Here is a 26,139-nt window from a genome sequence, read left to right on the forward strand (position 1 = left end):
TTACCTCGCAACAAAAAAGGGGGGAAGCGTCAGCCTCCCCCCCTTTGGACCAAACCTTTGGACCAAGCATGAACGACCGTTGCGCTCAGCGCTTGGCGATCGAGGCTTCCGCCTTGGCCACCAGGTCGGTACCGATCTGCTTCTTCCACTTGTCGTAGACCTTGGCGGTCGCCTTGCGGAAAGCGTCGTGCTCGGCCGGCGTCAGCTGGGTCACCTTCACGCCATGGGTCTCCATGTCCTTCCAGGCCGGGGCGCCGGCTTCCACCAGGCCCTTGCGCGCCAGTGCCGTCTCCTGCTTGCCGGCGTCGATGGCAGCAAGCCTGACGATCTCGCGGTCGGCCGGGGTCCAGCTTTCCCAGATCTGCTTGTTGACCACGAAGATCAGCGGGTCGGCCACGTAGCCCCAGGTGGTGACGAATTTCTGGCCCACGGTGTAGAGCTTGGCGGCGGCGAACACCGACTGCGGGTTCTCCTGGCCGTCCACCGCGCCCGAAGCCATGGCCGGCTGCGCATCGGCCCAGCTCATCTGCGTCGGGTTGGCGCCCAGTGCGTTGAAGGTCTCGATGTACAGCGGCGAGCCCACCACGCGCAGCTTCATGCCCTTGAGATCTTCCGGCTTGCGGATCTCATGCTTGGAGTTGGAGACTTCGCGGAAGCCGTTCTCGCCCCAGGCCAGCGGCACCACGCCGGCCTTGTCCAGCGTGGCGAAGATCGACTTGCCGACATCGCCTTGCGTGAGCGCGTCCAGCGCCTTGTAGTCCGGCATCAGGAACGGCAGCGAGAACAGGTTCAGTTCCCTGACCTGGGGCGACCAGTTGATGGTCGAGCCTACCGCCATGTCGATCACGCCCTGGCGGATCGCCGAGAACTCGCGGGTCTGGTCGCCGGCCACCAGCGAAGTACCCGGGTAGAGCTTGATATTGATGCGGCCGCTGGTGCGCTGGCGCACCAGGTCGGCCCAGATCTCGCCGCCCTTGCCCCACGGGAACGCGGGACCGAGCACCAGCGACATCTTGTATTCGGACTTGTAGCTCTGCGCCATGGCGCCAGCGGGCGCGAGGGCAGCGGCGGCGATGGTGGCTGCCAGCGACAGCATCAGGGCACGACGTTTCATCTGTTCTCTCCTCTCAGGATGTGTTGTGCGTTTCTTATGTACTGCTCCAGCACTGCCCGCGGATGGCGGCCGGGGCAGCATCGCCGCCCCGTCGCAACACGGTCAATGCCGCTCAATAACCGAGACGGTCCGGCAGCCAGGTCGCCAGCGGCGGATAGGCCAGCACCATCAGCATGGCGATGAACATGGCCAGCAGCATCCAGACCACCCAGGGCACGGTCTCTTCCATGCGCACGCGCGCGATCCGGCACGAGACCATCAGGTTCACCGCCAGCGGCGGCGTGAACTGCCCCAGCGCCACCTTGAGCGTGAGCACCACGCCGAACCACACCGGGTTCCAGTGGAAGGCGTTGGCGATCGGCAGCAGCAGCGGCACGAAGATCAGGAAGATCGAGATGCCGTCGAGGAACATCCCCACCGTCATCAGCAAGGCCACGATCAGCGCCAGCACGCCGTACTCGCCCAGGCCGGAATGCGCGATGGCATTGGCCAGCGGATCGATCACGCCGAGCGTGGACAGCGCATAGGCGAAGATGCCGGCCAGCGCCACCACCAGCAAGATCACCGCGGAGGTCTCCGCCGCCTCCTGGAAGATCACGAAGAGGTCGCGCATGCCGATGCTGCGGTAGATCACCATGCCGACGAACAGGCCGTACACCACCGCCACCACGGCGGCCTCGGTCGGCGTGAACCAGCCCGCGCGCATGCCGCCCAGGATCAGGAACGGCGCGACCAGGCCCCAGGCCGCCTCGCGCAGGCTCTTCCAGAACGGCGGGCGCGGCAAGCCGGCCTCGATGGCGCCCATATTGTGCTTGCGCGCCAGCCACACCGCCGGCACGATCAGCGCCAAGCCGGCCAGGATGCCGGGGATCATGCCGGCGGCAAACAGTGCCGGCACCGAGGCGCCGGGCACCAGCACGCTGTAGATGATGAAGGCCACCGAGGGCGGGATCAGGATGTCGGTAGCGGCGGCCGCGCCGACCACGGCCGCGCTGTACGCGCCGGGATAGCCCGCGCGCGACATCGCCGCGATCATCACGCCGCCCACCGCCGCCGCGTTGGCCGGGCCGGAGCCCGAGATGCCGCCCAGGAACATCGCCACCAGGATCGCCACCAGCGGCAGCATGCCGGGGCCGCGGCCGACGATGGCAATGGCGAAGGTGACCAGCCGCTGCGCCACGCCGGAGCGGTCGAAGATCGAGCCGACCAGCACGAACATCGGGATGGCCAGCAAGGGATACTTGGCCAGCCCGGCGTAGAAATTCTGCGGCACGGCCAGCAGGCCGAACATCTGCGTGTCGAGGTTGGACAGGCCGATCGCCACCAGGCCGCCAAGGCCCAGCGAGACGCCGATCGGCACCCCGAGCATCATCAGCCCGAGGAACACCACGAACAAGGTAATCGCAACGAGAGTCATGGCGCGGACTCCGACGCCGGCGCGCCATTGACGCGCTGCGCATGCAGCGCCCTGAGCGCGCGCAGGTTGCGCGCCGCCAGGCCCAACGCCCGCAATGCGATGGCCCCCGACAGCACCGGCAGCCAGACCGAGTACCACCAGCTCGGGATGCCGATGCCGGGCGACGTTTCGCCGAAGGCGTACTCGTCCCACGTCACGCGCGCGCCCAGCACCGCCAGCGCGACGAACATGACCGCCACCATCAGTGCCGAGAACACGCCAAGGCGCCGTTGCCGCGCCGCGCTGCCGCGCTCGAAGAAGAACTCGATGCGGATATTGCGGTCGCGCGCCACCGCCGCGCTGCCGGCCACCAGGGCCAGCACGATCATCAGGAAGACCGAGAATTCCTCGGTCCAGGCAAACGATTCGTCGGTGAAATAGCGCACCACCACATTGGCGAACGTGATGCACACCAGCAGCGCCATGACGATCACGCCGATCCAGTCCTCGATGCGCGGCGGGACCCTGAAACCGATGTCGCCGCCGTCCGTGGTGTTTTCCAGTGGCTGGCTGGCACCAGCTTCGTCCGGCACGGCCGTGACGTGTTGCGGGCCGGCATCGCGCCGCCCCTCCCTGTCTGCTTGCATCTCCCCGGCCTCCGGTCCGGTCCGCGCGGCACGCCGGCCGCTTGCGGATTTTCTTCTGAATTATGTAAAGACTTAATCTCAAGACATGGCGGATTATGCCAAGTCTGCGCAACATGGGGGAATTTTTACGCCCGCCAGCGACCGCAGGCCGGGCTGCCGCCAGGCCATTCGCGCCTCGCGCCCAAGGGGACCGGATAAGCCCTGGGCCGGGAAAACGCGCGTCCCGCCCGCACTTCTGGCGCGCAGCGGGACCGGCCTGGCAGGACGCGGGCGAAGCCGCCCGCGTCCGCTTACACCATGCCGTCGTCGGCGGTGATCACCGCGCCGTTGATGAACTGCGACTGGTCGGAGGCCAGCAGCAGCAGCAGGCCATCGAGATCTTCCGGCTTGCCCACGCGCTTGCGCGGCAGCATCTGGATCAGCTTCTGGCCGGCATCGGTATCCCAGTGATGGTGATTGATGTCGGTATCGATATAGCCCGGGCAGATCGCATTGACGTTGATGCCGTGGCGCGCCCATTCGAGCGCCATGGCCTTGGTCATGTGCACCACCGACGCCTTGCTCATGCAGTACACGCCGATCTGCGACAGCACCTTGAGCCCCGCCACCGAGGCGATGTTCACGATGCGCGACTGCGGCAGCGGATTGCCGTTCTTCTCGGCGCCCTTGGCGCGCGCGATCATGCGCTTTGCCACTTCCTGCGCCACGAAGAAAGCGCCGCGCGTGTTGGTGTCGAAGACGAAATCGAAGTCGTCCGGCGTCACATCAGTCAGCTTCTGCGTGGTGGAGACGCCCGAATTGTTGACCAGGATATCGATCGCGCCGGCCTCGGTCTCGGCGTGCGCCACCGCGGCGCGGATGCTGTCCGGATCGGTCACGTCAAGCCGCACCACATGGGCGCTGCCGCCTTCGGCCTCGATCGCGGCGCGCAGCTCCTTGAGACGCTCGGTACGGCGCGATGCCAGTATCACCTTGGCGCCCGCGGCCGCCATGACGTGGGCAAAGCGCGTGCCCAGACCGCTCGAAGCGCCCGTTACCAGCGCAACCTTGCCTTCCAGATTGATCGACAAACCCATGATGACCTCTATATTCGGAGCCCCCGCCGTCACCTGCCATGGCCCGGGCCGGGGGGCGCTCCTCACGAAAACTGCCTGGCAAAACGAAAGGCAGCATATCAAAAAAAAGAACGGTCGTTCCAAAAAAAATCTTGCCTGACCATGGCGAGTCCCGGACAATGCCGGAGATTCTAAGAACTCGGGCCTCAAAGGGAAAGAGGAAAAACGCGCAGATGGCCGCGATTGGCTCTGCGCCACCACTTTCCGCGTCGCCTTGACCGGCCCGGCCACCGCATTCCCCGAATCACCGCACACGGATTTCCCACAATTGCGCGCAAGTTGCCAAGAATAGAGGGTTAGAGACAATGAATCAGCAGCAGCTCCTGGAGCAATACGGCCCCCGCGAGGCCATGGAATACGACGTTGTCATCGTCGGCGGCGGTCCCGCCGGCCTGGCAACCGCCATCCGCCTGAAGCAACTCGCCCAGGAGAAAGGCAACGACGTCAACGTATGCGTGCTGGAAAAAGGCTCCGAGCCCGGCGCCCATATCCTGTCCGGCGCCATCATGGACCCGCGCGCGCTGAACGAGTTGTTCCCCAACTGGAAGGAACTGGGCGCGCCGCTGAACCAGCCCGTGACCGAGGACAAGTTCCTGTTCCTCGATGAAACCGGCGCCAAGGGCGCCCCGCTGCTGCCCGACTGCTTCCAGAACCACGGCAACTATATCGTCAGCCTGTCGAACTTCGTGCGCTGGCTCGGCCAGCAGGCCGAAGCGCTCGGCATCGAGATTTTCCCGGGCTTCCCGGCCGCCGAAGTGCTCTACAACGAGGACGGCTCGGTCAAGGGCGTGGCCACCGGCAACATGGGGATCGACAAGGACGGCGAGCCCACCGAGAACTTCCAGCTCGGCATGGAGCTGCACGCCAAGTACACCATCTTCGCCGAAGGCGCGCGCGGCCACCTCGGCAAGCAATTGATCGCCCACTTCAAGCTCGACGACGGCAAGGACCCGCAGAGCTACGGCATCGGCCTGAAGGAGCTGTGGGAGATCGATCCCGCCAAGCACCAGCCCGGCCTGGTGGTGCACACCGCCGGCTGGCCGCTGGACCCGGCCACCTACGGCGGCTCCTTCCTCTACCACATGGAAGACAACAAGGTGGCGGTCGGCTTCGTGGTCGGCCTGGACTACACCAATCCCTGGCTGTCGCCGTTCGAGGAATTCCAGCGCTTCAAGACCCACCCGGAGATCCGCAAGTACTTCGAAGGCGGCAAGCGCATCGGCTACGGCGCGCGCGCCATCACCGCCGGCGGCCTGCTGTCGCTGCCCAAGACCGTGTTCCCGGGCGGCGCGCTGGTCGGCTGCGACGCCGGCTACCTGAACGCGTCGCGCATCAAGGGCAGCCACGCCGCCATCAAGACCGGCATGATGGCCGCCGAAGCCGCCTACGACGCCCTGCAGGCCGGCCGCCAGCACGACGAGCTGACAGCCTACCCGGTGGCGTTCGAGAACAGCTGGCTGCACAAGGAACTGCTGCAGGCCAAGAACTTCAAGCAGTGGTTCAAGAAGGGCCGCACCACCGCCACGCTGATGACCGGCATCGAGCAATGGCTGCTGCCCAAGCTTGGCATCCGCAACCCGCCCTGGACCATCCACCGCACCAAGCCGGACCACGTCTACCTCAAGCCAGCCGCCGAATGCGAGCAGATCGCCTATCCGAAGCCGGATGGCAAGCTGACCTTCGACCGCCTCAGCTCGGTGTTCATCAGCAACACCAACCACGAGGAAAACCAGCCGGCCCACCTGACGCTGAAGGACGCCAGCGTGCCGGTCAACGTCAACTGGGACAAGTTCGCCGGCCCTGAGAGCCGCTACTGCCCGGCCGGCGTGTACGAGTTCGTCAAGAACGACGACGGCAAGGAACGCCTGCAGATCAATGCGCAGAACTGCGTGCACTGCAAGACCTGCGACATCAAGGACCCCACGCAGAACATCGTGTGGGTGACGCCGGAAGGCGGCGGCGGCCCGAACTACGTGGGCATGTAAGCCAGCGCGGCGCCCCCTTGCCTTCGGGCCCCGGGGCGCGGCAACAAAAAAACGGCACCGTAACCCGGTGCCGTTTTTTGTTGGCGGGATAACTGGCCCGGCCGCCTCAGGCCCTCGATGCCTGCGTCTGCGGCAACGTCAGTGAATCGTGGAAGAGCGGCCTGTCCTCGGAGGCTTCCCCCATCCACCCGATCACATCCGCCACGCCGGCGATCAGGCTCACCAGAGCCGGGCCGGCCAGCGGCACCTGGCCGATGCCGTCGATCAACTCCAGCACCGCCTCGGCCACACCACCACGGCCTTGCGCGCCGATCGCGGTACGCGTCGCCACCTCGTCCGGCGACATGGCAATCACGCCACCGGCCGCCGGCATGGCAACGGCAAACAGGCAAGCCGCGGCAAGCGCGCACAGGCGCGCGCCGCAACGAATATTGCGCTTCATACGGTCTCCTGTCGGGCGCGGCGACGACCAAGGCCGGCAGGCCCGTCCGCGCCCCTGTTTTTCTGCTGCGAGCAGTAAAGACGAAGCGCGCGTTGGCGGCAAGATGGCGCGTTAGGCGGTTGACTCCAAACGCCGGCATGAACGGGCCGGCGGCACTGCGCCATCAGGCCGGGACCTGCATGCTGGCGCTGGTCAGCAACTGCTCGTAGATATAGCACTGCAGCAGGGTCAGCTCGCGCTCGCCCAGCACGTCGAAGGCCACGCCGAACACCGGGAAGCCGGAAGCGGCGGAGATCGGGGTCGCGTTGCGCGCCACGCCATCGACCATGATCTCGCTGTCGAGCGCGGCGGTCCGCAAGTGGAAGCACAGCCGCACCGGCGTGCCGGGCGCGGGCACGGCATCGGCGGCCTCGATCTGCGCGCCGCCGGTGCTGAGGTCGGTCAGCATCACCAGCCGCGACGCCTTGCGCTCGTGCGGCGCGCCGGCCTCTTCAGCGGCGCCCTCCTCTGCGCTCCCCGGGTCCACCATATAGGCAGCCAGCCGTGTCGGCACGCGGGTTGCCTTGCGCACCGGCAACTGCTGCATCTGCGCCGGCGCGGACAAGACCAGATAGCGGAACGGACTGCGGCAGATCGCGGTCACCGTGCATTCGAAGCTGAGAATGGCGTGGCCGGAGAAGCCACGCAGCAGCACGGTTTCCCCCGGCTTCATCTGCAGCTCCTTGCCGCCCAGCTGCGGCCAGGTCACGAACATGCCCTGGTCGACAAAGCCGATCAGGCGGCTGGCCGCCGCGCGGCCGACATGGCCCTGGGTCTTGATCTGCAGCAGCGTGCCGACCTGCAGGCCAAAGGGCCCGGCGCTGGCCTGGCGCTCGTTGTCGGCGGGTTCGCCGGGTTCGTCCGCGGGCCGGCAGACCGCGCCGTGGCGGAACACCAGCGCGACGTCGCGATCCTCGGGGATCACGCTGCCGCTGCCGAGCACGAGGTTTCCGCTTTCGTCCAGCAAGGACCAGGGCAACGGCTGGCCAACCGGGAGATCGTCAGGAGTAAGTGCAATCATGGGAAGCAGCGGTAGACGCCCATCTGTGGGACGTGACAGATCCAACGGCAAGCCGGCGGGACGCATGCCCCCCGGCCGCCACCTAGCGAAGCGCTCAGCGCGTGATGCGGCTGCCCGGGGCCGCCGCCAAACCGCGCGGGCGGACCGCCATGCAGGCGTCCGCGATGTCCCAGGTGAATAGCGCATCTCATCTGACTTGCTATCGGCCGCCGCCGGAAAACCTTGAGCACCGGCTTGCACCGCATCAGCCTTGCGCCTTGACGCCGGCCGGCTTTCCGCCGAGAATGCCGTAAAGCTGTCTGACAGCCTTACAGATAACCATGACAATCCTGAACCGCCCCGAATCGCTGGCCTCCCGCATTGCCGATGCCCTGCGCGCCGACATCGCCACCGGCCGCTTCGCCGCCGGCGCCCGCCTGCCGGCCGAGGCCGCGCTGGGCGAGACCTTCGGCGTGAGCCGCCCCATCGTGCGCGAAGCCATCGCGCAGTTGAAGGCGGACGGCGTGCTGGTCACCCGCAAAGGCTCCGGCGCCTATGTCTCGCAGACCCCTGGCGGCCAGGTATGGCGCATGCCCAGCGCGCCACAGGGCGGCCCGACGCTCGTGCAATTGTTCGAACTGCGCATGGTGGTGGAGTGCGCCTGCGCCGAAATGGCTGCCCTGCGCCGCTCGGAGAGCGACCTGCAAGCCATCCGCGCGGCCCTGGCCGCCATGCGCGAGCACGGGCAGGACTTCGCCAGCGCCGCGGCGGCCGACGTAGCCTTCCACCATGCCATCGCCCAGGCCGCGCACAACCCCTGCTTTACCGGCCTGACGGACTTCGTCGGCCAGCATCTGCTGTCGGCGCGGCAAACCGCGTGGGAAAACGCCGCGCGCTTTCGTGGCGGCTCGCTGGGTGCCGACGGAGAACACGCGGCGCTGGTCGAAGCCATCGCCGCCGGCAGCGCCAGCGCCGCACGCCAGGCCGCGCGCCGGCACCTGGCTGCGGCGGCAAAACGCATGGGGCTGGAGCTCGGCCAGTCCTGACGCGACCGCGAGACGACAGAGAATCCGCCGCCAGGCGCGCGATGCACGGCGGCACAAGCAACGACACAAGGGGAGGACGATGGAAAAGGTAGATTGCGTGGTGATCGGCGCGGGCGTGGTGGGCCTGGCGATCGCCAGGGCGCTGGCCATGCAGGGCCGCGAGGTAATCGTGCTGGAAGCCGAGAATGCCTTCGGCACCATCACCAGCGCGCGCAACAGCGAAGTGATCCACGCCGGCATCTACTATCCGGCGGGCTCGCTGAAGGCGGAAATGTGCGTGCGTGGCAAGGCGATGCTTTATGACTATTGCGCCTCGCACCACGTCAGCCACCAGCGCTGCGGCAAGCTGATCGTGGCGACCACGCAGGGCCAGGTCGCCACGCTGGAAGGAATCCGCGCCAAGGCCGCCGCCAACGGCGTGCACGACCTGCAGCTGATCAGCCAGGCCGAGGCGCAGGCGCTGGAGCCCAACCTGCATTGCCACGCCGCCCTGCTCTCGCCCTCCACCGGCATCGTCGACAGCCATGGCCTGATGCTGGCCCTGCTGGGCGACGCCGAGAATGCCGGCGCGATGCTGGCGGTACAGTCGCCGGTGGCGCGCGGCGCGATCACGCCGGACGGCATCCGGCTGGAGGTCGGCGGCGCGGACGGCGCGGCCGACACCACGCTGCTGGCCCGTACTGTCATCAATTGCGCCGGGCTCACGGCACCGGCGCTGGCGCGCAGCATCGAAGGCATGCCGCCCGCGCACATTCCTCCGCAGTACTACGCCAAGGGCTGCTATTTCACGCTGGCCGGGCGCGCGCCGTTCTCGCGGCTGATCTACCCGGTACCGGAAGCCGCCGGCCTGGGCGTGCACCTGACCATCGACCTGGGCGGCCAGGCGCGCTTCGGCCCCAATGTGCGCTGGATCGACGAAATCGAGTACGGCGTGGATCCGTCCGACGCGGACAGCTTCTACGACGAAGTGCGGCGCTACTGGCCCGCGCTGGCCGATGGCGCGCTGCAGCCGGGCTATGCCGGCATCCGCCCCAAGATCAGCGGCCCCGGCGAGCCGGCCGCCGACTTCCGCATCGACGGCCCGGCCACCCATGGCGTGCCGGGGCTGGTCAACCTGTTCGGCATCGAGTCGCCGGGGCTCACCTCATCGCTGGCGCTGGCCGAGCGCGTGGCGAGCCTGCTTTGAGCGCCTAGCTTCCGGCGCCGGCGCTCTCGGCAGCCTCGGCGGCCTCGGCCCGGAAAGTCATCAGCGCGCACAACGCGCCGCCGGCGGCCGCCAGCGCGGCGAGGCCGAAGGTATGGGAGGGCCCCAGCGCCTTCCAGGTCCAGCCCATCGCCAGGCCGCCCAAGGTACCGCCCAGGCCGTAGGAGATCCCGGTGTAGAGCGCCTGGCCGCGCCCCTGCAAGGGACCGCCGAACCAGCGCTGCAGGCGCTTGAGGCTGGCGCTGTGATGCGCGCCGAAGGTGGCCGCGTGCAGCACCTGCACCAGCGCCATCAGCCACGCCAGCCGGGCCAGGTAGCCGGTCAGCCCGAAACGCAGCGCGGCCAGCACGAAGGTGCCGGCGAGGATGGCGCGCAGCGGCAGCGCGGCGAACAGCCGGCCCTGGTAGAAGAAAAACACGATCTCCGCCACCACTCCGATGGTCCACATCACCCCGATGGCGAACTTGCTGTAGCCGAGCTGCTCCAGGTAGAGCGAATAGAACACGTATAGCGCGGCATGGGCGAACATCATCAGGAAGGCCGAGCCGAAGAACCAGCGCACATCGGCACGCCGCAGCAGCGGCAGCGCCGGCGGCGGCTTCACGCGCGGGCCCTCCTCGACGGCGTCGCGCATGCCGAATACCACCACCAGGAACAGCGCCAGCATGGCGCTCGCCAGCCACGGGAAGGCTTCCATGCCGAGCCGCTCGAACAGTGCCCCGCCCAGCAGCACGGCCGCGATAAAGCCGGCCGAACCGAACATGCGGATGCGCCCGTAGCGGTGATCGAAGGCGCCGTAGCGGCGCAGCGTGGAAATGGTGAGCGCGTCGCCCAGCGGCGACATGGCACTGGTGATCAGGTTGAGCCCGATCATCATCGCCATCATGCCGCCATAGCTGGTAATGCCGGGCACCATCAGGAAGGCAAGCAAGGCGGTGACGCCGGCCAGGCGCAGCAGCCGCACCCGGGTATGCATGACATCGGACAGCCAGCCCCAGAAGTACGGTCCGACGATGCGGCTGACCTGGAAGCATGCCATCAGCACGCCGATCTGCACGGGCGTGAAGCCACGCCCGGCGAAGAACAGGCTTACATAGGGCGAGATAACGCCGACATAGCCATAGTAGCCAAGATAGAACAAGCCGAAGCGCGTCTCGGAGACGCGCGCGGCCTGCGCGCTACCGGCCTTCTCCTTGGCCTGCGGCCGGGCCTGCGCCAACTCAGCGCGGCTGGCCGGACTGCGGCGCCTGGGCGGGGATGCGCGGCGTGTCGACCTTGACGTCGCCGCACTGGGCGCGCTGGCGCAGCGCATGGTCGATCAGCACCAGCGCCAGCATGGCTTCGGCGATCGGCGTGGCGCGGATGCCCACGCAGGGATCGTGGCGGCCGAAGGTTTCCACGGTGGCCGGCTGGCCGGTCTTGTCGATCGACTCGCGCGGGGTGCGGATGCTGGAAGTGGGCTTGATCGCCAGCGAGACGGTCACGTCCTGGCCGGTCGAGATGCCGCCCAGCACGCCGCCGGAGTTATTGGTGCGAAAGCCCTCGGCGGTCAGTTCGTCGCCATGCACGCTGCCGCGCTGGCTGACGCTGTCGAAACCGGCGCCGATCTCCACGCCCTTGACGGCATTGATGCCCATCATGGCGTGCGCGATATCGGCGTCGAGGCGGTCGAACAGGGGTTCGCCCAGCCCGACCGGCACGCCGCTGGCCACGACTTCGATGCGCGCGCCGACGGAGTCGCCGTCGCGGCGCAGCGCGTCCATATAGGTTTCCAGCTCCGGCACGATCTCGGCATTGGCCGCGAAGAACGGATTCTGCGGCACCTCGGCCCAGTCCGTGAACGGCACGCGGATCTCGCCAAGTTGCGACATATAGCCCCGGATCTCGGTGCCGTACTGCTCGCGCAGCCACTTCTTGGCCACCGCGCCCGCCGCCACCACCGGCGCGGTCAGGCGTGCCGACGAGCGGCCGCCGCCGCGATGGTCGCGGATGCCGTACTTCTGCCAGTAGGTGTAGTCGGCGTGGCCCGGGCGGAAGGTCTCGACGATATTGCCGTAGTCCTTGCTGCGCTGGTCGGTGTTGCGGATCAGCAGGCAGATCGGCGTGCCGGTGGTCTTGCCTTCGAACACGCCGGACAGGATCTCGACCTGGTCGGCCTCCTGGCGCTGCGTGACGTGACGCGACGTGCCCGGCTTGCGGCGGTCCAGGTCGATCTGGATGTCGGCCTCCGTCAGGGCCATGCCCGGCGGGCAGCCGTCCACGACCGCGCCGATGGCCGGGCCGTGCGATTCGCCGAACGTGGTGACTGTGAAGAGCAGGCCGAGGGTATTGCCGGACATGATGGAGATCCGCGACAGCGCGTGAAAATTGGAGGACGGGCTACATTGTAAGGCCTTTGCCGCCCATCCGGCCCCGCCCCTGCCTGGCGCCTCCGATTCCGCTATGCGGACGCGGCTTCCGGGTAGTAGCGCCCGCGCATCCGTGCCACGTAGGCCACCAGGTTGGGATGCGACTCCGCCGCCGCGCGGATCGGCGTGTCGAATACCGGGCACAAGGCGCCGGCGATGAAGGCAAAGACGGTGGCATCCGCGCCGCAGGGCCGCTCGCCCAGCAGGAAGGGCTTGTCGCCCAGCAGGTCGGACACGGCGGCCACGTCGCGCGCGGCAATGGCCGCCAGGTCGGCCGCGCTATGGCGGCCCAGGCCCTGTGCCCACAGGATGCGGCGAATACGGGCCCGCACGAAGCGCATCGCCAGCCCGCGCAGGGGCCAGGGCACCGCGCGGAAGAACATGGCCGGACCCTTGGCGAAATTGCCGTCGTGGTTCCAGCGCGCATCGGCAACCGCCCAGTAGAAGTTGTCTTCGAGCATCTTTTCCACGGCCCAGGCCGTGCCGCGGTCGGCCGGCGAGAGGCCATCGTCGAAGTCGACGTGGTAGGTCTTTTCGAGATGCCAGCGGATCAGCGTGGAATCCGCCACCACCCTGCCCTCGTCGTCGAGAAAGGGCAGCTTGCCCTTGGGCGCGCGCCGCAGGCCGCCCTGGGCGGTGCGGTAGGGCAGCCCGGCCAGCTTGAGCAGCATCTCGGCCTTGGTGACAAAGGGACTGGCGTCGGGCAGGCCGAACGCCGGCCCGAAGGTATAGAGCGTAATCACGATTGGTGATTCCTTTCGGCGGATTGAGCGGGAGGCTGGCGACGGCCTAGCGCCACTCGCCGCGCAGGCCCTGCACCACCTGCTGCAGGCTTTCCGGCGTGGCCTGCTCCGGCGCGATCGGGTCGCCCACCACCAGTTCGAGCCGGTTGAGGATGCCGCGCCGGAACGGCCTGGACATGGCCGCACCGCCCTTGCGCGAGAAAAAGCTGCCCCACAGCCCGCGCAGCGCCATCGGCACCACCGGCACCGGGGTACGGCGGATGATCTGCTGCACGCCCTGCTTGAAGGGATTGATCTCGCCGTCGGCGGTGATCTTGCCTTCAGGGAAGATGCAGACCAGGTCGCCCTCGCCCAACGCGCGCGCCACCTCGTCGTAGGCGCGCTCGAGCATCTGCGGATCTTCGTGCGCGGGCGCGATCGGGATCGCCTTGGCCTGGCGGAAGAACCACGACAGCAGCGGCACCTTGAAGATGCGGTAGTCCATGACGAAGCGCACCGGACGCGGACTGCCAGCCATCAGCACCACCGCATCGGCAAAGCTGACATGGTTGCAGACCAGCACCGCGGGCCCTTCGGCCGGGATGCGCTCGGCGTTGACCTGCTGCAGGCGGTACACCGTGTGCACGAGTATCCAGGCGACGAAGCGCAGCAGGAATTCCGGCACCAGGCTGTAGATGTAGATGGCGACCACCGCGTTGAGCAGCCCCACCACCAGGAACAGCTGCGGGATGCTGTAGCCAGCCTGGGTCATGACCACCGCCAGCAGCGACGAGGCAATCATGAAAAAGCTGTTGAGGATGTTGTTGGCCGCGATGATGCGGGCGCGGTGCGTGGGCGCGCAACGGCTCTGGATCAGCGCGTACAGCGGCACGCTGTAGAAGCCGCCGAACATTGCCAGCAGGAACAGGTCGACCAGCACGCGCCAGTGGCCCGGATCGGCGACGAAGCCGGCCAGCCCGGAAAGCTCGGCATGGTGCTCGCCGCGGCTGCCGAAGAACAGGTCCAGCGCGAACACCGTCATGCCGATCGAGCCGAACGGCACCAGCCCGATCTCCACGTGACGCCCGGACAGGCGCTCGCACAGCAGCGAGCCGGTGCCGATGCCCAGCGAAAACACCGCCAGCAGCAGCGTCACCACGTTCTGGTCGCCGCCCAGCACGTCCTTGGCAAAGCTGAAGAACGAGGTCAGGAAGGTCGCGCCCAGGAACCACAGCCAGGAGATGCCCAGCAGGCTCAGGAACACCGTGCGGTCGGTGCGCGCCAGCCCGAGGTTGCGCCAGGTCTCGGTAAAGGGGTTCCAGTTGATGCGCAGGTCCGGCTGCGGCGCCGGCGAATCCGGCACGCGCGCGGACACCATGCGCCCGGCCAGGGCCAGCAGCACGCAGGCAGCGCCCACGTAGATCGGCCCCACCACCTTGCCGTCATGCGCGAGGCCGGCCAGCTCGCCGCCCAGCAGGGTGCCGAGCAGGATGGCGACGAAGGTGCCCATTTCCACCAGTCCGTTGCCGCCCACCAGCTCCGTTTCGTCCAGGTGCTGCGGCAGGTAGGCGAACTTGACCGGACCGAACACCGTCGAATGCAGGCCCATCAGGAAGGTGCCGAGGTAGAGCAGCGGCGCGCTGTGCCAGGCGAAGCCGGCCAGCCCCAGCGCCATGATGCCGATCTCCAGCGTCTTCACCAGCCGGATCAGCCTGGACTTCTCGATCTTGTCGGCGATCTGCCCGCTGGTGGCGGAGAACAGCACGAAGGGCGCGATGAAGATGGCGGAGATCAGGAACGCCGCGCTCTTGGCGTCGACGCCCTCGAACAGGGCCGTGTGGTAGGTGACGAGGGAAGTGAAGGCAACCTTGAACAGGTTGTCGTTCATGGCCCCGAGGAACTGGGTCCAGAAGAACGGGGCGAAACGGCGCGAGCGGAGCAGTCGAAATTGGTTTTGTTGGCTCATGTAGACAGGAAAAAGGTGACCCCGGCGAACCGGAAGCCCGGGTAAGGCCCCCGCGACACTGCTGGCAATGCCCTGCCGCCGCGGGCATGCCCGCGGCGCTTGCTTGCGCTTGTTTCGCCGCGGCGCCGCCCGTCCGGCGCCCCGCGGTACTGCGGCCGCGCACCAGCCCCCGATCTCAATCCGTCTTTTCTTCCGGCCAGTCGCGGATATAGGCCTTGAGCATGCGGTTCTCGAAACTCTGCTCCTCGACCACGGCCTTGGCCACGTCGTAGAAGGAAATCACGCCCATCAGGGTGCGGTTGTCCAGCACCGGCAGGTAGCGGGTGTGGCGCTCCAGCATCATGCGGCGCACTTCGTTGACGTCGGTCTCCATGGTGCAGGTGAGCGGCGCGTCGTCCATCACCTTGCGCAGGCTGAAGGTACCCACCGAACCGTTGTTGGCGGCCAGCGTATTGATGATTTCGCGGAAGGTCAGCATGCCGACCAGCTCGCCGTACTCCATCACCACCAGCGAGCCGATGTCGTGCTCGGCCATGGTCTTGACCGCCAGCAGCAGTGAGGTGTCAGGCGTCACGGTAAAGAGCGTATTGCCCTTGATCTGCAGGATGTCGCTGACTTTCATGGTGGTCTCCGCTTGCTGAATCTACTGTATGTATATGCTGGTGTACTGCCGCTATCGTGCCGGTTCGCTGCCGGTTCGCTGCCGGCCGCGACCCGCACGGGCGCGGCACGGACGTGGAGCGGCACCGCCGGATGGGCCGATGCTAGCCGAAACCGGCCGCCCAAGTAAAGCGCGCGGGCCTCGAAACCCGCCCCGGCGCTTCGTTTGCCGCGCCCCGGGGCGCGGCAGCGGATGCTACGATGCGCACCGGAGACAACTCTTGCCCTGGAAGCCATGTCCGGTACCCGTTTCGACACCCTGGCGCTGCACGCCGGCGCCGCCCCCGACCCCGCCACCGGCGCGCGGGCCACGCCCATCCACCTGACCACGTCCTTCGTCTTCCGCGACAGCGAGCATGCCGCCTCGCTGTTCAATATGGAACGCGCCGGCCATGTCTACTCGCGCATCTCGAACCCCACCGTGGCGGTGTTCGAGGAGCGCGTCGCGGCGCTGGAGAACGGTGCCGGCGCGATCGGCGTGGCCTCGGGCCAGGCCGCGCTGCACCTGGCGGTGGCCACCCTGATGGGGGCCGGCTCGCACGTGGTGGCGTCCAGCGCGCTGTACGGCGGCTCGCACAACCTGCTGCACTACACGCTGCGCCGCTTCGGCATCGAGACCACCTTCGTGCAGGCGCGCGACATCGACGCCTGGCGCGCGGCCATCCGGCCCGAGACCAAGCTGCTGTTCGGCGAGACGCTGGGCAATCCCGGCCTCGACGTGCTCGACATCCCGACCCTGGCCGAGCTCGGCCGGGACAACGGCATCCCGCTGCTGGTCGATTCCACCTTCACCACGCCCTACCTGCTCAAGCCATTCGACCACGGCGCCGGCCTGCTCTATCACTCGGCCACGAAGTTCCTGGGCGGCCACGGCACCACCATCGGCGGCGTGCTGGCCGAAGGCGGCACCTTCGACTTCGAGGCGTCCGGGCGCTTCCCCGAGCTGTCCGAGCCCTATGCCGGCTTCCACAACATGGTGTTTACCGAGGAAAGCACGGTGGCGCCCTTCCTGCTGCGCGCCCGCCGCGAAGGCCTGCGCGATTTCGGCGCCTGCCTCAACCCGATGGCCGCCTGGCAGTTGCTGCAGGGCATCGAGACCCTGCCGCTGCGCATGGCCCGCCACGTGGAAAACGCCCGGCGCGTGGTGCAGTTCCTGGTCTCGCACCCGATGGTCGAGTCAGTGGCCTACCCCGAACTCGAGTCCCACCCCGACTACGAACTCGCCAAGCGCCTGCTGCCGCGTGGCGCGGGCGCCGTGTTCAGCTTCAACCTCAAGGGCAACCGCGCCGCGGGCCAGCGCTTCATCGAAAGCCTCGCGCTGTTCTCGCACCTGGCCAATGTGGGCGACGCCCGCTCGCTGGTGATCCATCCCGCCTCGACCACGCACTTCCGCATGGACGCCGCGGCGCTGCAGGCCGCGGGCATCGGCGAAGGCACCATCCGCCTGTCGGTCGGCCTGGAAGACCCGGACGACCTGATCGACGATCTCAAGCGCGGCCTCAAGGCCGCCGAGCGCGCCATGAGCGGCAAGGGAGGGCAAGCCTGATGGAACTGACGATCGCGGGCCGCAAGGCCTACGCCTATACCGGCGGCAAACCCTTCAACCCGGCCCTGCCGTGCGCCGTGTTCGTGCACGGCGCGCAGAACGACCACAGCGTGTGGGCCCTGCAGACGCGCTGGTTCGCCCACCACGGCTTCGGCGTGCTGGCGGTAGACCTGCCTGGCCACAACCGCAGCGAAGGCGAGCCGCTCAAGACCATCGAGGCCATGGCTGACTGGGTGGCGGAGCTGGTGCGCGCCGCCGGCGTAACCGCGCCGGCCCTGGTGTTCGGCCACAGCATGGGATCGCTGATCGCGCTCGAAACCGCGGCGCGCCACCCGGATGCGGTGCGCGGCATCGCCCTGCTCGCCACGGCTTTTCCGATGAAGGTGTCCGACGCGCTGCTCGAAGCGTCGCTCAAGCAGGTGGACCAGGCCATCGCCATGGTCAACGACTGGTCGCACTCCAGCCTCGCCAACAAGCCGTCATCGCCAGGGCCGGGCTCGTGGATGCAGGGCGGCAGCCAGCGCCTGATGGAGCGCGTGGCGCAGCGCAACCCGCAGGGCCATGTCTTCCACAATGACTTCTCGGCCTGCAACGCCTACGCCAACGGCGATGCCGCGGCCACCGCGGTGCGTTGCCCGGCGCTGTTCGTCAGCGGCAGCAAGGACATGATGACCTCGCCCAAGGCTGCGCAGGCGCTGGCGGCAAGGATGGCGTCGGCGAGCACCGTCACGGTGCCGTGCGGGCACGCGCTGATGGGCGAGCGGCCCGACGAGGTGCTGGACGCGCTGGCTGCGTTCGCGCGCAAGGTCGTGGCGGCGGCCTGAGCGGGCCGCGGCCTGGGCGCGGGGACCGGGAAGATCCTCTCTGGACACTTCCCGCGCCCCGGCTAGACTGGAAGCACCCGAGAATCCCAGCAAGGAGCCTGATATGTCCCAGGCGCATGCCCGCGAGTTCGAGAACTTCGCCGCCTTCTACCCGTTCTACCTGAACGAGCATCGCAACCTCACTTGCCGCCGGCTGCATTTCGCGGGGTCGACGGTGGCGCTGCTGTGCCTGCTGGCGCTGGTGCTCAGCGGCAACTGGTGGTGGCTGGCCGCGGCGGCGGTCTCCGGCTACGCCTTTGCCTGGGTCGGCCACTTCGTCTTCGAGAAGAACCGCCCCGCCACGTTCCGCCATCCGCTCTACAGCCTCATGGGGGACTGGGTGATGTACGCCGACATCTGGCGCGGCAGGATCCCGCTCTAGCCGACGCCAGCCATCGGCGCAGGCCATCGGCGCAGGCCATCAGATCTGGCCGTGCCAGCCCGGCGGCACCACCTCCAGCGTGCGGCGCGCGCCCGCTGCCGGCGATGAGGCGGACGCATCTTCCCGCGCCTCCCGCGCTTCCTGCACTTCCTGCTGCACTTGCTGAGCTTGCTCCGCCTGCCGGCGCCCGAACACGGCCTCCAGTGGCTGGTCCAGGCGCGGGTTGTCCAGCACCTGCTTGAGCACGTCGGCACCCTCCAGTTGCTGCGCCAGCGCCGTGCGCGGCAGGCGCGGCAGGTTCAGCACCAGCCTGTCGTGCAGCGACCTCAGCGTCACCTGGGCGGGATCGCACAACAGCGCCCAATGGGCCTGCCCGCCATCCTGCGCCAGCTTGCCGACCAGGTGCATCGCCTTGAGCTTGCCCAGCAGGCCAGCCAGATAGTCGGCTTCCACCCTCAGCTTGCGCCCGAGATCCAGTTCCCCGATGCAGCGTGGCACGTCCTCGCGCGCGCGATACAGCAGGTAGAGCACGCCAAGCGCGTCGAAGAACTCGCTGCCGGCAAAGGTGCGGCGCCGCCAGTAGCCCTGGCGGATCACCGGCAGGTTGGCTGCGATGGTGGCGCCCAGCAGCGTGACGAGCCAGCTCAGGTAGATCCACAGCAAGAAGGTGGGGAGTGCCGCAAAAGTGCCATAGACCGCCGTGTAGGTCGGGATATGCATGACGAAATAGCCAAAGCCACGCTTGGCGCATTCGAAGGCCAGGGCGGCGACCAGGCCGGCGGTGATGGCGTCGCGCCATTCCACGCTGGCATTGGGCACGGCAATGTACAGGAGGGCGAAGGCGAGCGCGGACAGCACCACCGGCGTCAGGCTCACCATCAGGCCGAGCCCCAGCGGCATGGTGCCCACGTAGCCGGCCGAGACAGAAATCAGGTAGGAACTGATCGACAGGCTCGCGCCGATCAGCACCGGCCCCAGCGTCAGCACCGCCCAGAACACCAGCACCCGCTGCGCCAGCGGGCGCCGCTGCTTGACGCGCCAGATCGCGTTGAGCGCGTCTTCGACCGTCAGCATGGTCAGCACCGAGGTCACCATCAGGCCGCCCAGGCCGACCGCGGTCAGGCCCTTGGCGTTCTTGGCAAACTGGCCCAGATAGCTGGTGATGGAATTGCTGACGTTGCCGGGAATCAGGTTCTGGAACAGGAAGGTCTCGATGGCGCTGCGGAACTCGCGGAACACCGGGAACGCCGCCAGCAGCGCAAATGCCACCGTCAGCACCGGCACCACCGCCAGCACGGTGGTGAAGGTGAGGCTGGCCGATACCTGCGGCAGCCGGTCCTCGCCCGCGCGACGCAGCGCGTAGCGGGTGAGCGCGCGCAGTTTCTGCAGATTCCATTCCCTGCGCAGGCGAACGATGCGGGCGGCGAACATGCGGGGACTAACTCCTTACCTGATTCAGTGAAAGCGCGCCGGCACACTGCGGCGGCAGCCCTGGCGGCACCCCTGGACGGGCCACGCCGGGGCCACAACTATAATACGCGCATTGCCCTGCGCGCCGCGCCGGGCACCAACCCGGCACCAGAGCCGCCGCCGCCCGGCGCGGCACGCCGCAGCCTCGTCAATGACCGAAATCCTCGTCCTCTACTACAGCCGCCACGGCAGCACCCGCAAGCTGGCCGAACTGATCGCCAACGGCATCGACAGCGTACCCGGGGCCCATGCCCGGCTGCGCACGGTACCGCCGGTTTCCACCGTCAGCGAGGCTACCGCCCCCGACATTCCCGGCGAAGGCCCGCCCTATGCCGAACTGCGCGACCTGGAAGAGTGCCAGGGCCTGGCGCTGGGCAGCCCCACCCGCTTCGGCAACATGGCCGCGCCGATGAAGTACTTCCTCGACGGCACCGTGGCGCAATGGCTGTCGGGCGCGCTCAGCGGCAAGCCCGCCTGCGTGTTCACCGCCACCGGCAGCCTGCACGGCGGCCAGGAAACCACCCTGCTGTCGATGATGCTCCCCCTGCTGCATCACGGCATGCTGCTGATGGGCCTGCCCTATTCGGAGAGCGCGCTGATGACCACCACCAGCGGCGGCACGCCTTATGGCCCGAGCCACCATGCACGCGTGGACAACAGCGCACCGGTCTCCGAGGACGAAGCCGTGCTGGCGCGCGCCATGGGCCGCCGCCTGGCCGAGACTGCCGTGCGGCTGGCCGCCGGGAGCCGCGCATGAGCGCCGCCGAGACGGCCGGCGCCGGGGGCGCCGACGGCGCGCTGCACAGCGCCGCGCTGTTCCGCCTGAGCGCCGGCAGCCTGATCGCGCTGATCCTGTTGTGCATCGGCTGGGAATGGTTTCTTGCCCCGCTGCGCCCAGGCGGCTCGTGGCTGATCCTGAAATTCCTGCCGCTGCTGCTGCCGCTGCGTGGCGTACTCGCCCGCAACCGCTACACCATGCAGTGGTCGTCGATGCTGATCCTGCTGTTCTTTACCGAAGGCATCGTGCGCGCCACCAGCGACCGCTCGCCCTCCTCCACGCTCGCGTGGATCGAGGTGGCGCTGTCGCTGCTGTTCTTCTTCGCCACCATCCTTTACCTGCGCCCGTACAAGCGCCGCGCCAAGGCGCTGCAGCCGGGCAAGCCGCGCAAACAGGCTCGCAAGTAGCCGCACCGGACCCACCGCCATGAACGCCACGCAGCTCGAATCCTTCCTTGCGCTCTGCCGCGCCGCGCTGGGCAGCCAGCATGTGCTGACCGAAGACGCCGACAAGGCTCCCTACCTGACCGACTGGCGCAAGCGCTATACCGGCGAAGCAGTCGCGGTGCTGCGCCCCGGCAACACCGAAGAGGTGGCCGCCGCCGTGCACGCCTGCCACGCGCACAAGCTCGCCATGGTGCCGCAGGGCGGCAATACCGGGTTGTGCGGCGGCGCCACGCCGGCGGCGGGCACGGAATCGGTGGTGATCTCGCTGCAGCGGCTGAACCGCGTGCGCCAGCTCGACCCGCTCAACAACACGGTCACCGTGGAAGCCGGCGTGATCCTGCAGCAGCTGCAGGATGCCGCGCGCGAGCACGGCCGCCTGTTCCCGCTCAGCCTGGCGGCCGAAGGCAGCTGCACCATCGGCGGCAACCTCGGCACCAACGCGGGCGGCACCGGGGTGCTGCGCTATGGCAATACGCGCGAGCTATGCCTGGGGCTGGAAGTGGTGACGCCCGCCGGCGAGATCTGGGACGGCCTGCGCGGCCTGCGCAAGGACAATACCGGCTATGACCTGCGCGACCTCTTCATCGGCGCCGAAGGCACGCTAGGCATCATCACCGCCGCCGTGATGAAGCTCTATCCGCTGCCGCGTGCGCGCGTGACCGCGCTGGCCGCGGTGGCCAGCCCGCGCGCCGCGCTGGCCCTGCTGGCCATCGCCCAGCAGCGCGGCGGCGCCTTGCTGACCGGCTTCGAGCTGATGTCGCAGACATGCCTGTCGCTCGTCACCACGCACTTCCCGCAACTGCGCTACCCGTTCGACCGGCCGCACCCGCAGGTCGTATTGCTGGAGCTGTCCGACAGCGAAAGCGAGGACCACGCGCGCGCCATCTTCGAGGCGATGATGGAGACCGCTTTCGAAGCCGGCGTGGCCGCGGATGCGGTGGTCGCCGAATCCGTGCAGCAGTCGCGCGACTTCTGGAACCTGCGCGAGCACATTCCGCTGGCGCAGGTGGAGGAAGGCAAGAACATCAAGCACGATATCGCCGTGCCGATCTCGCGCGTCGCCGATTTCATCGACACCACCGACGCGCTCATCCAGCAGGCCTTTCCGGGCGCGCGCATGGTCACCTTCGGCCATCTCGGCGACGGCAACCTGCACTACAACGTGTCGCCACCGGTGGGCGAAAACCACGACGCCTTCCTCGACAACAGCAAGGCCATCAACGCGATCGTGCACGACAGCGTGCACGCCCACCGCGGTTCGATCTCCGCCGAGCATGGCCTGGGCCAGCTCAAGCGCGAGGAAAACCGCCGCTACAAGAGCGAGGTGGAACTGGCCATGATGCGGGCCATCAAGCAAGCGCTGGACCCGCAAGGCCTGATGAATCCCGGCAAGGTCATCTAAGCCGCACCGCGGACAGGGCGCGCTTCAGGCGTCGCCCTGCTCCGCGATATGCTGGTCCTTCAGTTTCACGTAGTTGGCCGCCGTGTAGCTGAAGAAGGCGCGCTCCTTCCCGGTGAGCTGCCGCGCCTGCCGCGCCGGGCTGCCGACGTAGAGATGGCCGCCTTTGAGCACCTTGCCCGGCGGCACCAGGGTGCCGGCGCCGAGAATCACCTCGTCCTCGATCACCGCGCCGTCCATCACGATGGCGCCCATGCCGATCAGGATGCGGCTGCCGACCGTGCAGCCATGCAGCAGCGCCTTGTGGCCGATGGTGACATCGTCGCCGATCGTGAGCGGGAAACCATCCGGATTGAACGGCCCCGCATGCGTGATATGCAGTACGCTGCCATCCTGCACGCTGGTGCGCGCGCCGATGCGGATGCGGTGCATGTCGCCGCGGATGGTCACCAGCGGCCAGACGGAACTGTCGGCGCCGATCTCGATGTCGCCGATCAGCACGGCACTGGCATCGACGAACACGCGGTCGCCGAGTTGGGGGGCTTTGCCCTGGAAGCTGCGGATGGTCACGATGAAATCCTGGAATACGGGAATACGGGAATGCCGGAAAACTGAACTGCCTTCTCTGCTGTACCGCCGATAATTGGATGAGCGCGGCGGCCCAGGCACCGGAACACGGCCCGGCGCCGGGGCGAGACTCTCATGAATTGCATTCCGGCTGCAAGTCCCCAGGCCTGCGCCACAGCCAGCCACTGGCGCAATTGCGCCTGGAACTGCGCCAGCGCCTGTTGGACGGGGCAATGTGCGCCAGCGTGACCTCGCCTTGCTCGCGGGCCGCCCGTACTGCCCGGCAGTGCGTCACCAGCTCCGTCGCGCCAATGTCCACCGTGCCGGCCAGGCCATGCGCCAGCCCGCTTGCGAACCGAAGGAATCGACGGCTTCTCGATTGCCGCCGTCGCAGCAGGATCGGGCTTGCCGGTAGCCAATATCTACCGCCGCTTTCGCGCCAAGGAAGACATCCTGGCGGCCATCAAGCAGGAAGTAACCGACCGGATCGAGCGGGCCGTCATCGAAAGACTGCAAAACGAACAGTTCACCGATATCCGAGGCCTGGTGCTCGCGCTTGTCGATGCATTGGTGAAAGGGTTTTGCCGTGATGAACCGTTGCATAAGGTCTTGTCCGATCCTCGCGTGAAATCCGCGGCATTGAGCCAGATAGGCACTCTCGGTCGACGGCATATCTACCTTCAATATCGCGCCTCCCTTGGCTCAATTCTTCCGCCGCTGACGGCAGCCCGTGCCAACTTGATCGCGGCCTTTTCATTTCAGATCATTGCTTCAGCGCTTGTTGGAAAGGTCAGCGAGAATGACGGGGCGTTCGTTTCCATGTCCTGGAAGACTGTCGGTACCGAAGCCGCGACGGCTGCGATCGCCTAGATGAACCTCTTTTTTTCGTGGGTTATCGCATGCGCTCATGCGACGCCTACCGCATCACCGACAAGGGCGTGCGGGCCATTTCTGGCTGGATTTTTTATTCGTAAAATCAGCACGTTAGAAGACAACCGGGTCAACCTTGGCTCAATTCCCCCAAAAAATATGAGTCATCAAGCCAATCCTGGCTCAATCCTCCCCGAAAACCGCGGATGGCGGAGCCTGCGGGAACCCTGGGCCGCTCGGCCAATTCCGAAATTACTACATAACTCGTTGTTTCTTAAAGTGTCTTTAAGCCACTAAGGAGATTGGCATGGCGTTTGCGATAGACCCTCTGTCATCAGCGATGGCATCCCGGCCCATCAGGCCATTTTCACGACAACGGAGTCTGTCATGCCTACACCCGCCTATATCAGCATCCAGGGCAAGACCCAGGGCAACATCACCCAGGGCGCCTTCACCGCCGACTCGGTCGGCAACGTCTACGTCGAAGGCCACGAGGACCAGATCCTGGTCCAGGAAATCGAACACCGCATCGCCACCCCGACCGATCCGCAGAGCGGCCAGCCCTCGGGCCAGCGCGTGCACAAGCCCTTCACCTTCACCAGCCCGCTGAACAAGTCCACGCCGCTGCTGTACCAGGCCCTGGCCACCGGCGAGATGCTGCCGACCGTGGAAATCAAGTGGTACCGCACCTCCACCGAAGGCAAGCAGGAGCACTTCTTCACCACCAAGCTCGAAGACGCCACCATCGTCGACATCAACCAGGTGCTGCCGCATGCGCAGGACCCGAGCAAGGCGGAGTACACCCAGTTGGTCAAGGTCGCCATGGCCTACCGCAAGATCACCTGGACGCATGCCATCGCAGGCACCGAAGCCTCCGACGACTGGCGCAAGCCGCAGGAAGCCTGACAGCCCGGGCGAACCCATGCAGCCGGCGGCACGCGCCGGCCGCGTTTTCCTCTGGCCAGTAAACGATCGGTGCTCGCGCCCCGATCGGCAAGGAGCACACCATGGCACGCCAGTCCGACCTGCGCTTCAGCTTCGCCGTCGTCGGCGGGGTGGACTTCGAGGTCATCGAGTTCGATCTCGACGAAGCCCTCTCCGAGACCTTCCGCCTCGACGTGCAGTTGGCCCATGCCGACCCCGACCTCGACTTCGCCACCATCCTCGACCAGCCCGCCCTGCTCACCCTCTGGCGTGGCGACGAACCGGTGCGCCATGTCCATGGGCTGGTCAGCCGCTTCGAGCAAGGCGACACCGGCTTTCGCCGCACGCGCTACCGCGCCGTGGTCGAGCCCGCCCTCGCCCGCCTGCGCCTGTCCTCCGACTGGCGCATCTTCCAGACCCTGTCCGTGCCCGAGATCCTCCAGCACGTGCTCAAGGACCACGGCCTGACCACCCACTACGAGCAGATCGTCACCACCGAGCACCTGCCCCGCGAATACTGCGTGCAGGCCGGCGACACCGACCTGCATTTCCTCGAACGCATTGCCCGCGAGGAAGCCTTCTACTTTGCCTTCCGCCATGACGCCGACGGCCACCGCATGATCCACAGCGACCGCCTGTTCGTGCAGGGCCGCATCGCCGGCGGACCCGTGCGCTACAACCCCACCCCCGGCGGCGACCAGCCCGAGCCCGCCCTGCACCGCTTCACCTACACCGAGAACGTGCGTACGGCACGCCAGACCCAGCGCGATTACACGTTCACCCATCCACAGTACGACCAGGAGCATTCTCGCCTCGGCTCCGACCTAGATCACCAGGCGTCCGCCTACGCGCGTTACGACTATCCCGGTCGCTACAAGCGCGACGAAGCCGGCAAGCCCTTCACCGAAGCGCGCCTGCGCGGCCACCGCCGCGACGCCCGCCTTGCCCGCGTGGAGGGCGACGACCCGCGCCTCGTGCCAGGCCTGTCCTTCGAGCTCACCGGCCACCCCCGCGACGACATGAACCACGGCTGGCGCCCCATACGCATGCGCCACCACGGCGTGCAGCACACCAGCCAGGCCGAAGAGAGCGCCGGCAGCGAACAAGGTACTCGCTACAACTACACCGCCGAACTGGTCCCCGACCGGAC

At 67.5% G+C, this 26,139-nt stretch carries 24 protein-coding genes and 1 pseudogene; 12 read left to right on the forward strand and 13 right to left on the reverse strand.

Features of this window, described 5'->3' with window-relative positions; all coding sequences use genetic code 11:
* Window positions 1-85: 85 nt before the first annotated feature.
* The 4 genes from AC1DK4_RS06960 to AC1DK4_RS06975 all read right to left on the reverse strand — a co-directional run bounded on the left by AC1DK4_RS06960 (window position 86) and on the right by AC1DK4_RS06975 (window position 4,233).
* On the reverse strand, window positions 86-1,114 hold the full coding sequence (locus tag AC1DK4_RS06960) for a DctP family TRAP transporter solute-binding subunit (protein WP_441616446.1): 1,029 nt from the start codon (window positions 1,112-1,114) through the stop codon (window positions 86-88).
* Between the two features lie 112 nt (window positions 1,115-1,226).
* Window positions 1,227-2,531 carry a TRAP transporter large permease gene (locus AC1DK4_RS06965; RefSeq protein WP_441616448.1) on the reverse strand — a complete coding sequence of 435 codons (1,305 nt, stop codon included), beginning with the start codon at window positions 2,529-2,531 and terminating at the stop codon, window positions 1,227-1,229.
* Window positions 2,528-3,157, reverse strand: a complete 630-nt coding sequence (locus AC1DK4_RS06970) for a TRAP transporter small permease (protein ID WP_441616450.1) — start codon at window positions 3,155-3,157, stop codon at window positions 2,528-2,530. Before AC1DK4_RS06970 ends, AC1DK4_RS06965 begins: the two co-directional genes overlap by 4 nt.
* Before the next feature lie 290 nt (window positions 3,158-3,447).
* Complete coding sequence (locus AC1DK4_RS06975; RefSeq protein ID WP_441616452.1) at window positions 3,448-4,233, reverse strand: SDR family oxidoreductase; 786 nt, start codon at window positions 4,231-4,233, stop codon at window positions 3,448-3,450.
* A gap of 344 nt (window positions 4,234-4,577) precedes the next feature.
* Here AC1DK4_RS06975 and AC1DK4_RS06980 point away from each other — a divergent pair, with 344 nt between their 5' ends.
* Window positions 4,578-6,257 (forward strand): electron transfer flavoprotein-ubiquinone oxidoreductase, encoded by a 1,680-nt coding sequence (locus AC1DK4_RS06980; protein WP_441616454.1) that lies wholly within the window; start codon window positions 4,578-4,580, stop codon window positions 6,255-6,257.
* A gap of 106 nt (window positions 6,258-6,363) precedes the next feature.
* On the opposite strand, the gene AC1DK4_RS06985 is transcribed toward AC1DK4_RS06980, so the two are convergent.
* Both AC1DK4_RS06985 and AC1DK4_RS06990 read right to left on the reverse strand, forming a co-directional pair.
* The gene (locus AC1DK4_RS06985) at window positions 6,364-6,699 is read right to left on the reverse strand and encodes a hypothetical protein (protein ID WP_441616456.1); all 336 of its coding nucleotides are present in this window, start codon (window positions 6,697-6,699) and stop codon (window positions 6,364-6,366) included.
* 163 nt (window positions 6,700-6,862) lie between these two features.
* Window positions 6,863-7,759: a flagellar brake protein gene (locus tag AC1DK4_RS06990; protein ID WP_441616458.1), complete on the reverse strand. Its 897-nt coding sequence runs from the start codon at window positions 7,757-7,759 to the stop codon at window positions 6,863-6,865.
* 320 nt (window positions 7,760-8,079) lie between these two features.
* Here AC1DK4_RS06990 and AC1DK4_RS06995 point away from each other — a divergent pair, with 320 nt between their 5' ends.
* Both AC1DK4_RS06995 and AC1DK4_RS07000 read left to right on the forward strand, forming a co-directional pair.
* Window positions 8,080-8,784, forward strand: coding sequence for a FadR/GntR family transcriptional regulator (locus AC1DK4_RS06995; RefSeq protein ID WP_441616460.1), 705 nt, complete (start codon window positions 8,080-8,082; stop codon window positions 8,782-8,784).
* 79 nt (window positions 8,785-8,863) lie between these two features.
* On the forward strand, window positions 8,864-9,970 hold the full coding sequence (locus tag AC1DK4_RS07000) for an NAD(P)/FAD-dependent oxidoreductase (protein WP_441616462.1): 1,107 nt from the start codon (window positions 8,864-8,866) through the stop codon (window positions 9,968-9,970).
* Here the strand turns inward: AC1DK4_RS07000 and AC1DK4_RS07005 are convergent.
* The 5 genes and pseudogenes from AC1DK4_RS07005 to AC1DK4_RS07025 all read right to left on the reverse strand — a co-directional run.
* A pseudogene (locus AC1DK4_RS07005) lies at window positions 9,898-11,129 on the reverse strand (MFS transporter); the annotation flags it as partial. The gene AC1DK4_RS07000 and the pseudogene AC1DK4_RS07005 overlap by 73 nt on opposite strands.
* Before the next feature lie 79 nt (window positions 11,130-11,208).
* On the reverse strand, window positions 11,209-12,327 hold the full coding sequence (gene aroC, locus AC1DK4_RS07010) for a chorismate synthase (RefSeq protein WP_441616464.1): 1,119 nt from the start codon (window positions 12,325-12,327) through the stop codon (window positions 11,209-11,211).
* 101 nt (window positions 12,328-12,428) lie between these two features.
* Window positions 12,429-13,139, reverse strand: a complete 711-nt coding sequence (locus AC1DK4_RS07015; RefSeq protein WP_441616466.1) for a glutathione S-transferase C-terminal domain-containing protein — start codon at window positions 13,137-13,139, stop codon at window positions 12,429-12,431.
* 46 nt (window positions 13,140-13,185) lie between these two features.
* Window positions 13,186-15,084 carry an MFS transporter gene (locus AC1DK4_RS07020; protein ID WP_441616468.1) on the reverse strand — a complete coding sequence of 633 codons (1,899 nt, stop codon included), beginning with the start codon at window positions 15,082-15,084 and terminating at the stop codon, window positions 13,186-13,188.
* 175 nt (window positions 15,085-15,259) lie between these two features.
* Window positions 15,260-15,706 (reverse strand): CBS domain-containing protein, encoded by a 447-nt coding sequence (locus AC1DK4_RS07025; RefSeq protein WP_441616470.1) that lies wholly within the window; start codon window positions 15,704-15,706, stop codon window positions 15,260-15,262.
* Between the two features lie 273 nt (window positions 15,707-15,979).
* On the opposite strand from AC1DK4_RS07025, the gene AC1DK4_RS07030 reads away from it, so the two are divergent.
* The 3 genes from AC1DK4_RS07030 to AC1DK4_RS07040 all read left to right on the forward strand — a co-directional run bounded on the left by AC1DK4_RS07030 (window position 15,980) and on the right by AC1DK4_RS07040 (window position 18,535).
* A complete protein-coding gene (locus AC1DK4_RS07030) occupies window positions 15,980-17,290 on the forward strand; it encodes an O-acetylhomoserine aminocarboxypropyltransferase (RefSeq protein ID WP_441616472.1) in 1,311 nt (436 codons plus the stop codon).
* The gene (locus AC1DK4_RS07035; protein ID WP_441616474.1) at window positions 17,290-18,114 is read left to right on the forward strand and encodes an alpha/beta fold hydrolase; all 825 of its coding nucleotides are present in this window, start codon (window positions 17,290-17,292) and stop codon (window positions 18,112-18,114) included. Before AC1DK4_RS07030 ends, AC1DK4_RS07035 begins: the two co-directional genes overlap by 1 nt.
* Window positions 18,115-18,217: 103 nt before the next feature.
* Window positions 18,218-18,535: an Mpo1-like protein gene (locus tag AC1DK4_RS07040; protein ID WP_441616476.1), complete on the forward strand. Its 318-nt coding sequence runs from the start codon at window positions 18,218-18,220 to the stop codon at window positions 18,533-18,535.
* A gap of 39 nt (window positions 18,536-18,574) precedes the next feature.
* Here AC1DK4_RS07040 and AC1DK4_RS07045 read toward each other — a convergent pair whose 3' ends face one another.
* A complete protein-coding gene (locus AC1DK4_RS07045; RefSeq protein WP_441616478.1) occupies window positions 18,575-19,966 on the reverse strand; it encodes a YihY family inner membrane protein in 1,392 nt (463 codons plus the stop codon).
* Window positions 19,967-20,156: 190 nt separating this feature from the next.
* Here AC1DK4_RS07045 and wrbA point away from each other — a divergent pair, with 190 nt between their 5' ends.
* Genes wrbA through AC1DK4_RS07060 form a run of 3 tightly spaced genes read left to right on the forward strand, consistent with a single transcriptional unit; the run spans window position 20,157 to window position 22,631 of the window.
* Window positions 20,157-20,762 (forward strand): NAD(P)H:quinone oxidoreductase, encoded by a 606-nt coding sequence (gene wrbA, locus AC1DK4_RS07050; RefSeq protein ID WP_441616480.1) that lies wholly within the window; start codon window positions 20,157-20,159, stop codon window positions 20,760-20,762.
* On the forward strand, window positions 20,759-21,190 hold the full coding sequence (locus AC1DK4_RS07055; RefSeq protein WP_441616482.1) for a DUF2069 domain-containing protein: 432 nt from the start codon (window positions 20,759-20,761) through the stop codon (window positions 21,188-21,190). The genes wrbA and AC1DK4_RS07055 overlap by 4 nt, the downstream gene beginning before the upstream one ends.
* Before the next feature lie 19 nt (window positions 21,191-21,209).
* Window positions 21,210-22,631 (forward strand): FAD-binding oxidoreductase, encoded by a 1,422-nt coding sequence (locus AC1DK4_RS07060; protein WP_441616484.1) that lies wholly within the window; start codon window positions 21,210-21,212, stop codon window positions 22,629-22,631.
* 24 nt (window positions 22,632-22,655) lie between these two features.
* On the opposite strand, the gene AC1DK4_RS07065 is transcribed toward AC1DK4_RS07060, so the two are convergent.
* The gene (locus tag AC1DK4_RS07065) at window positions 22,656-23,198 is read right to left on the reverse strand and encodes a gamma carbonic anhydrase family protein (protein ID WP_441616486.1); all 543 of its coding nucleotides are present in this window, start codon (window positions 23,196-23,198) and stop codon (window positions 22,656-22,658) included.
* Window positions 23,199-23,543: 345 nt separating this feature from the next.
* On the opposite strand from AC1DK4_RS07065, the gene AC1DK4_RS07070 reads away from it, so the two are divergent.
* The 3 genes from AC1DK4_RS07070 to tssI all read left to right on the forward strand — a co-directional run.
* The gene (locus tag AC1DK4_RS07070; RefSeq protein ID WP_441616488.1) at window positions 23,544-24,065 is read left to right on the forward strand and encodes a TetR/AcrR family transcriptional regulator; all 522 of its coding nucleotides are present in this window, start codon (window positions 23,544-23,546) and stop codon (window positions 24,063-24,065) included.
* Between the two features lie 387 nt (window positions 24,066-24,452).
* Window positions 24,453-24,971, forward strand: a complete 519-nt coding sequence (locus tag AC1DK4_RS07075; RefSeq protein ID WP_441616490.1) for an Hcp family type VI secretion system effector — start codon at window positions 24,453-24,455, stop codon at window positions 24,969-24,971.
* A 101-nt stretch (window positions 24,972-25,072) separates the two neighbouring features.
* A partial coding sequence (gene tssI / locus AC1DK4_RS07080) for a type VI secretion system tip protein TssI/VgrG (protein ID WP_441649727.1) occupies window positions 25,073-26,139 on the forward strand: 1,067 nt, incomplete at its 3' end.

It is taken from the genome of Cupriavidus sp. 05N38 (assembly GCF_056397345.1).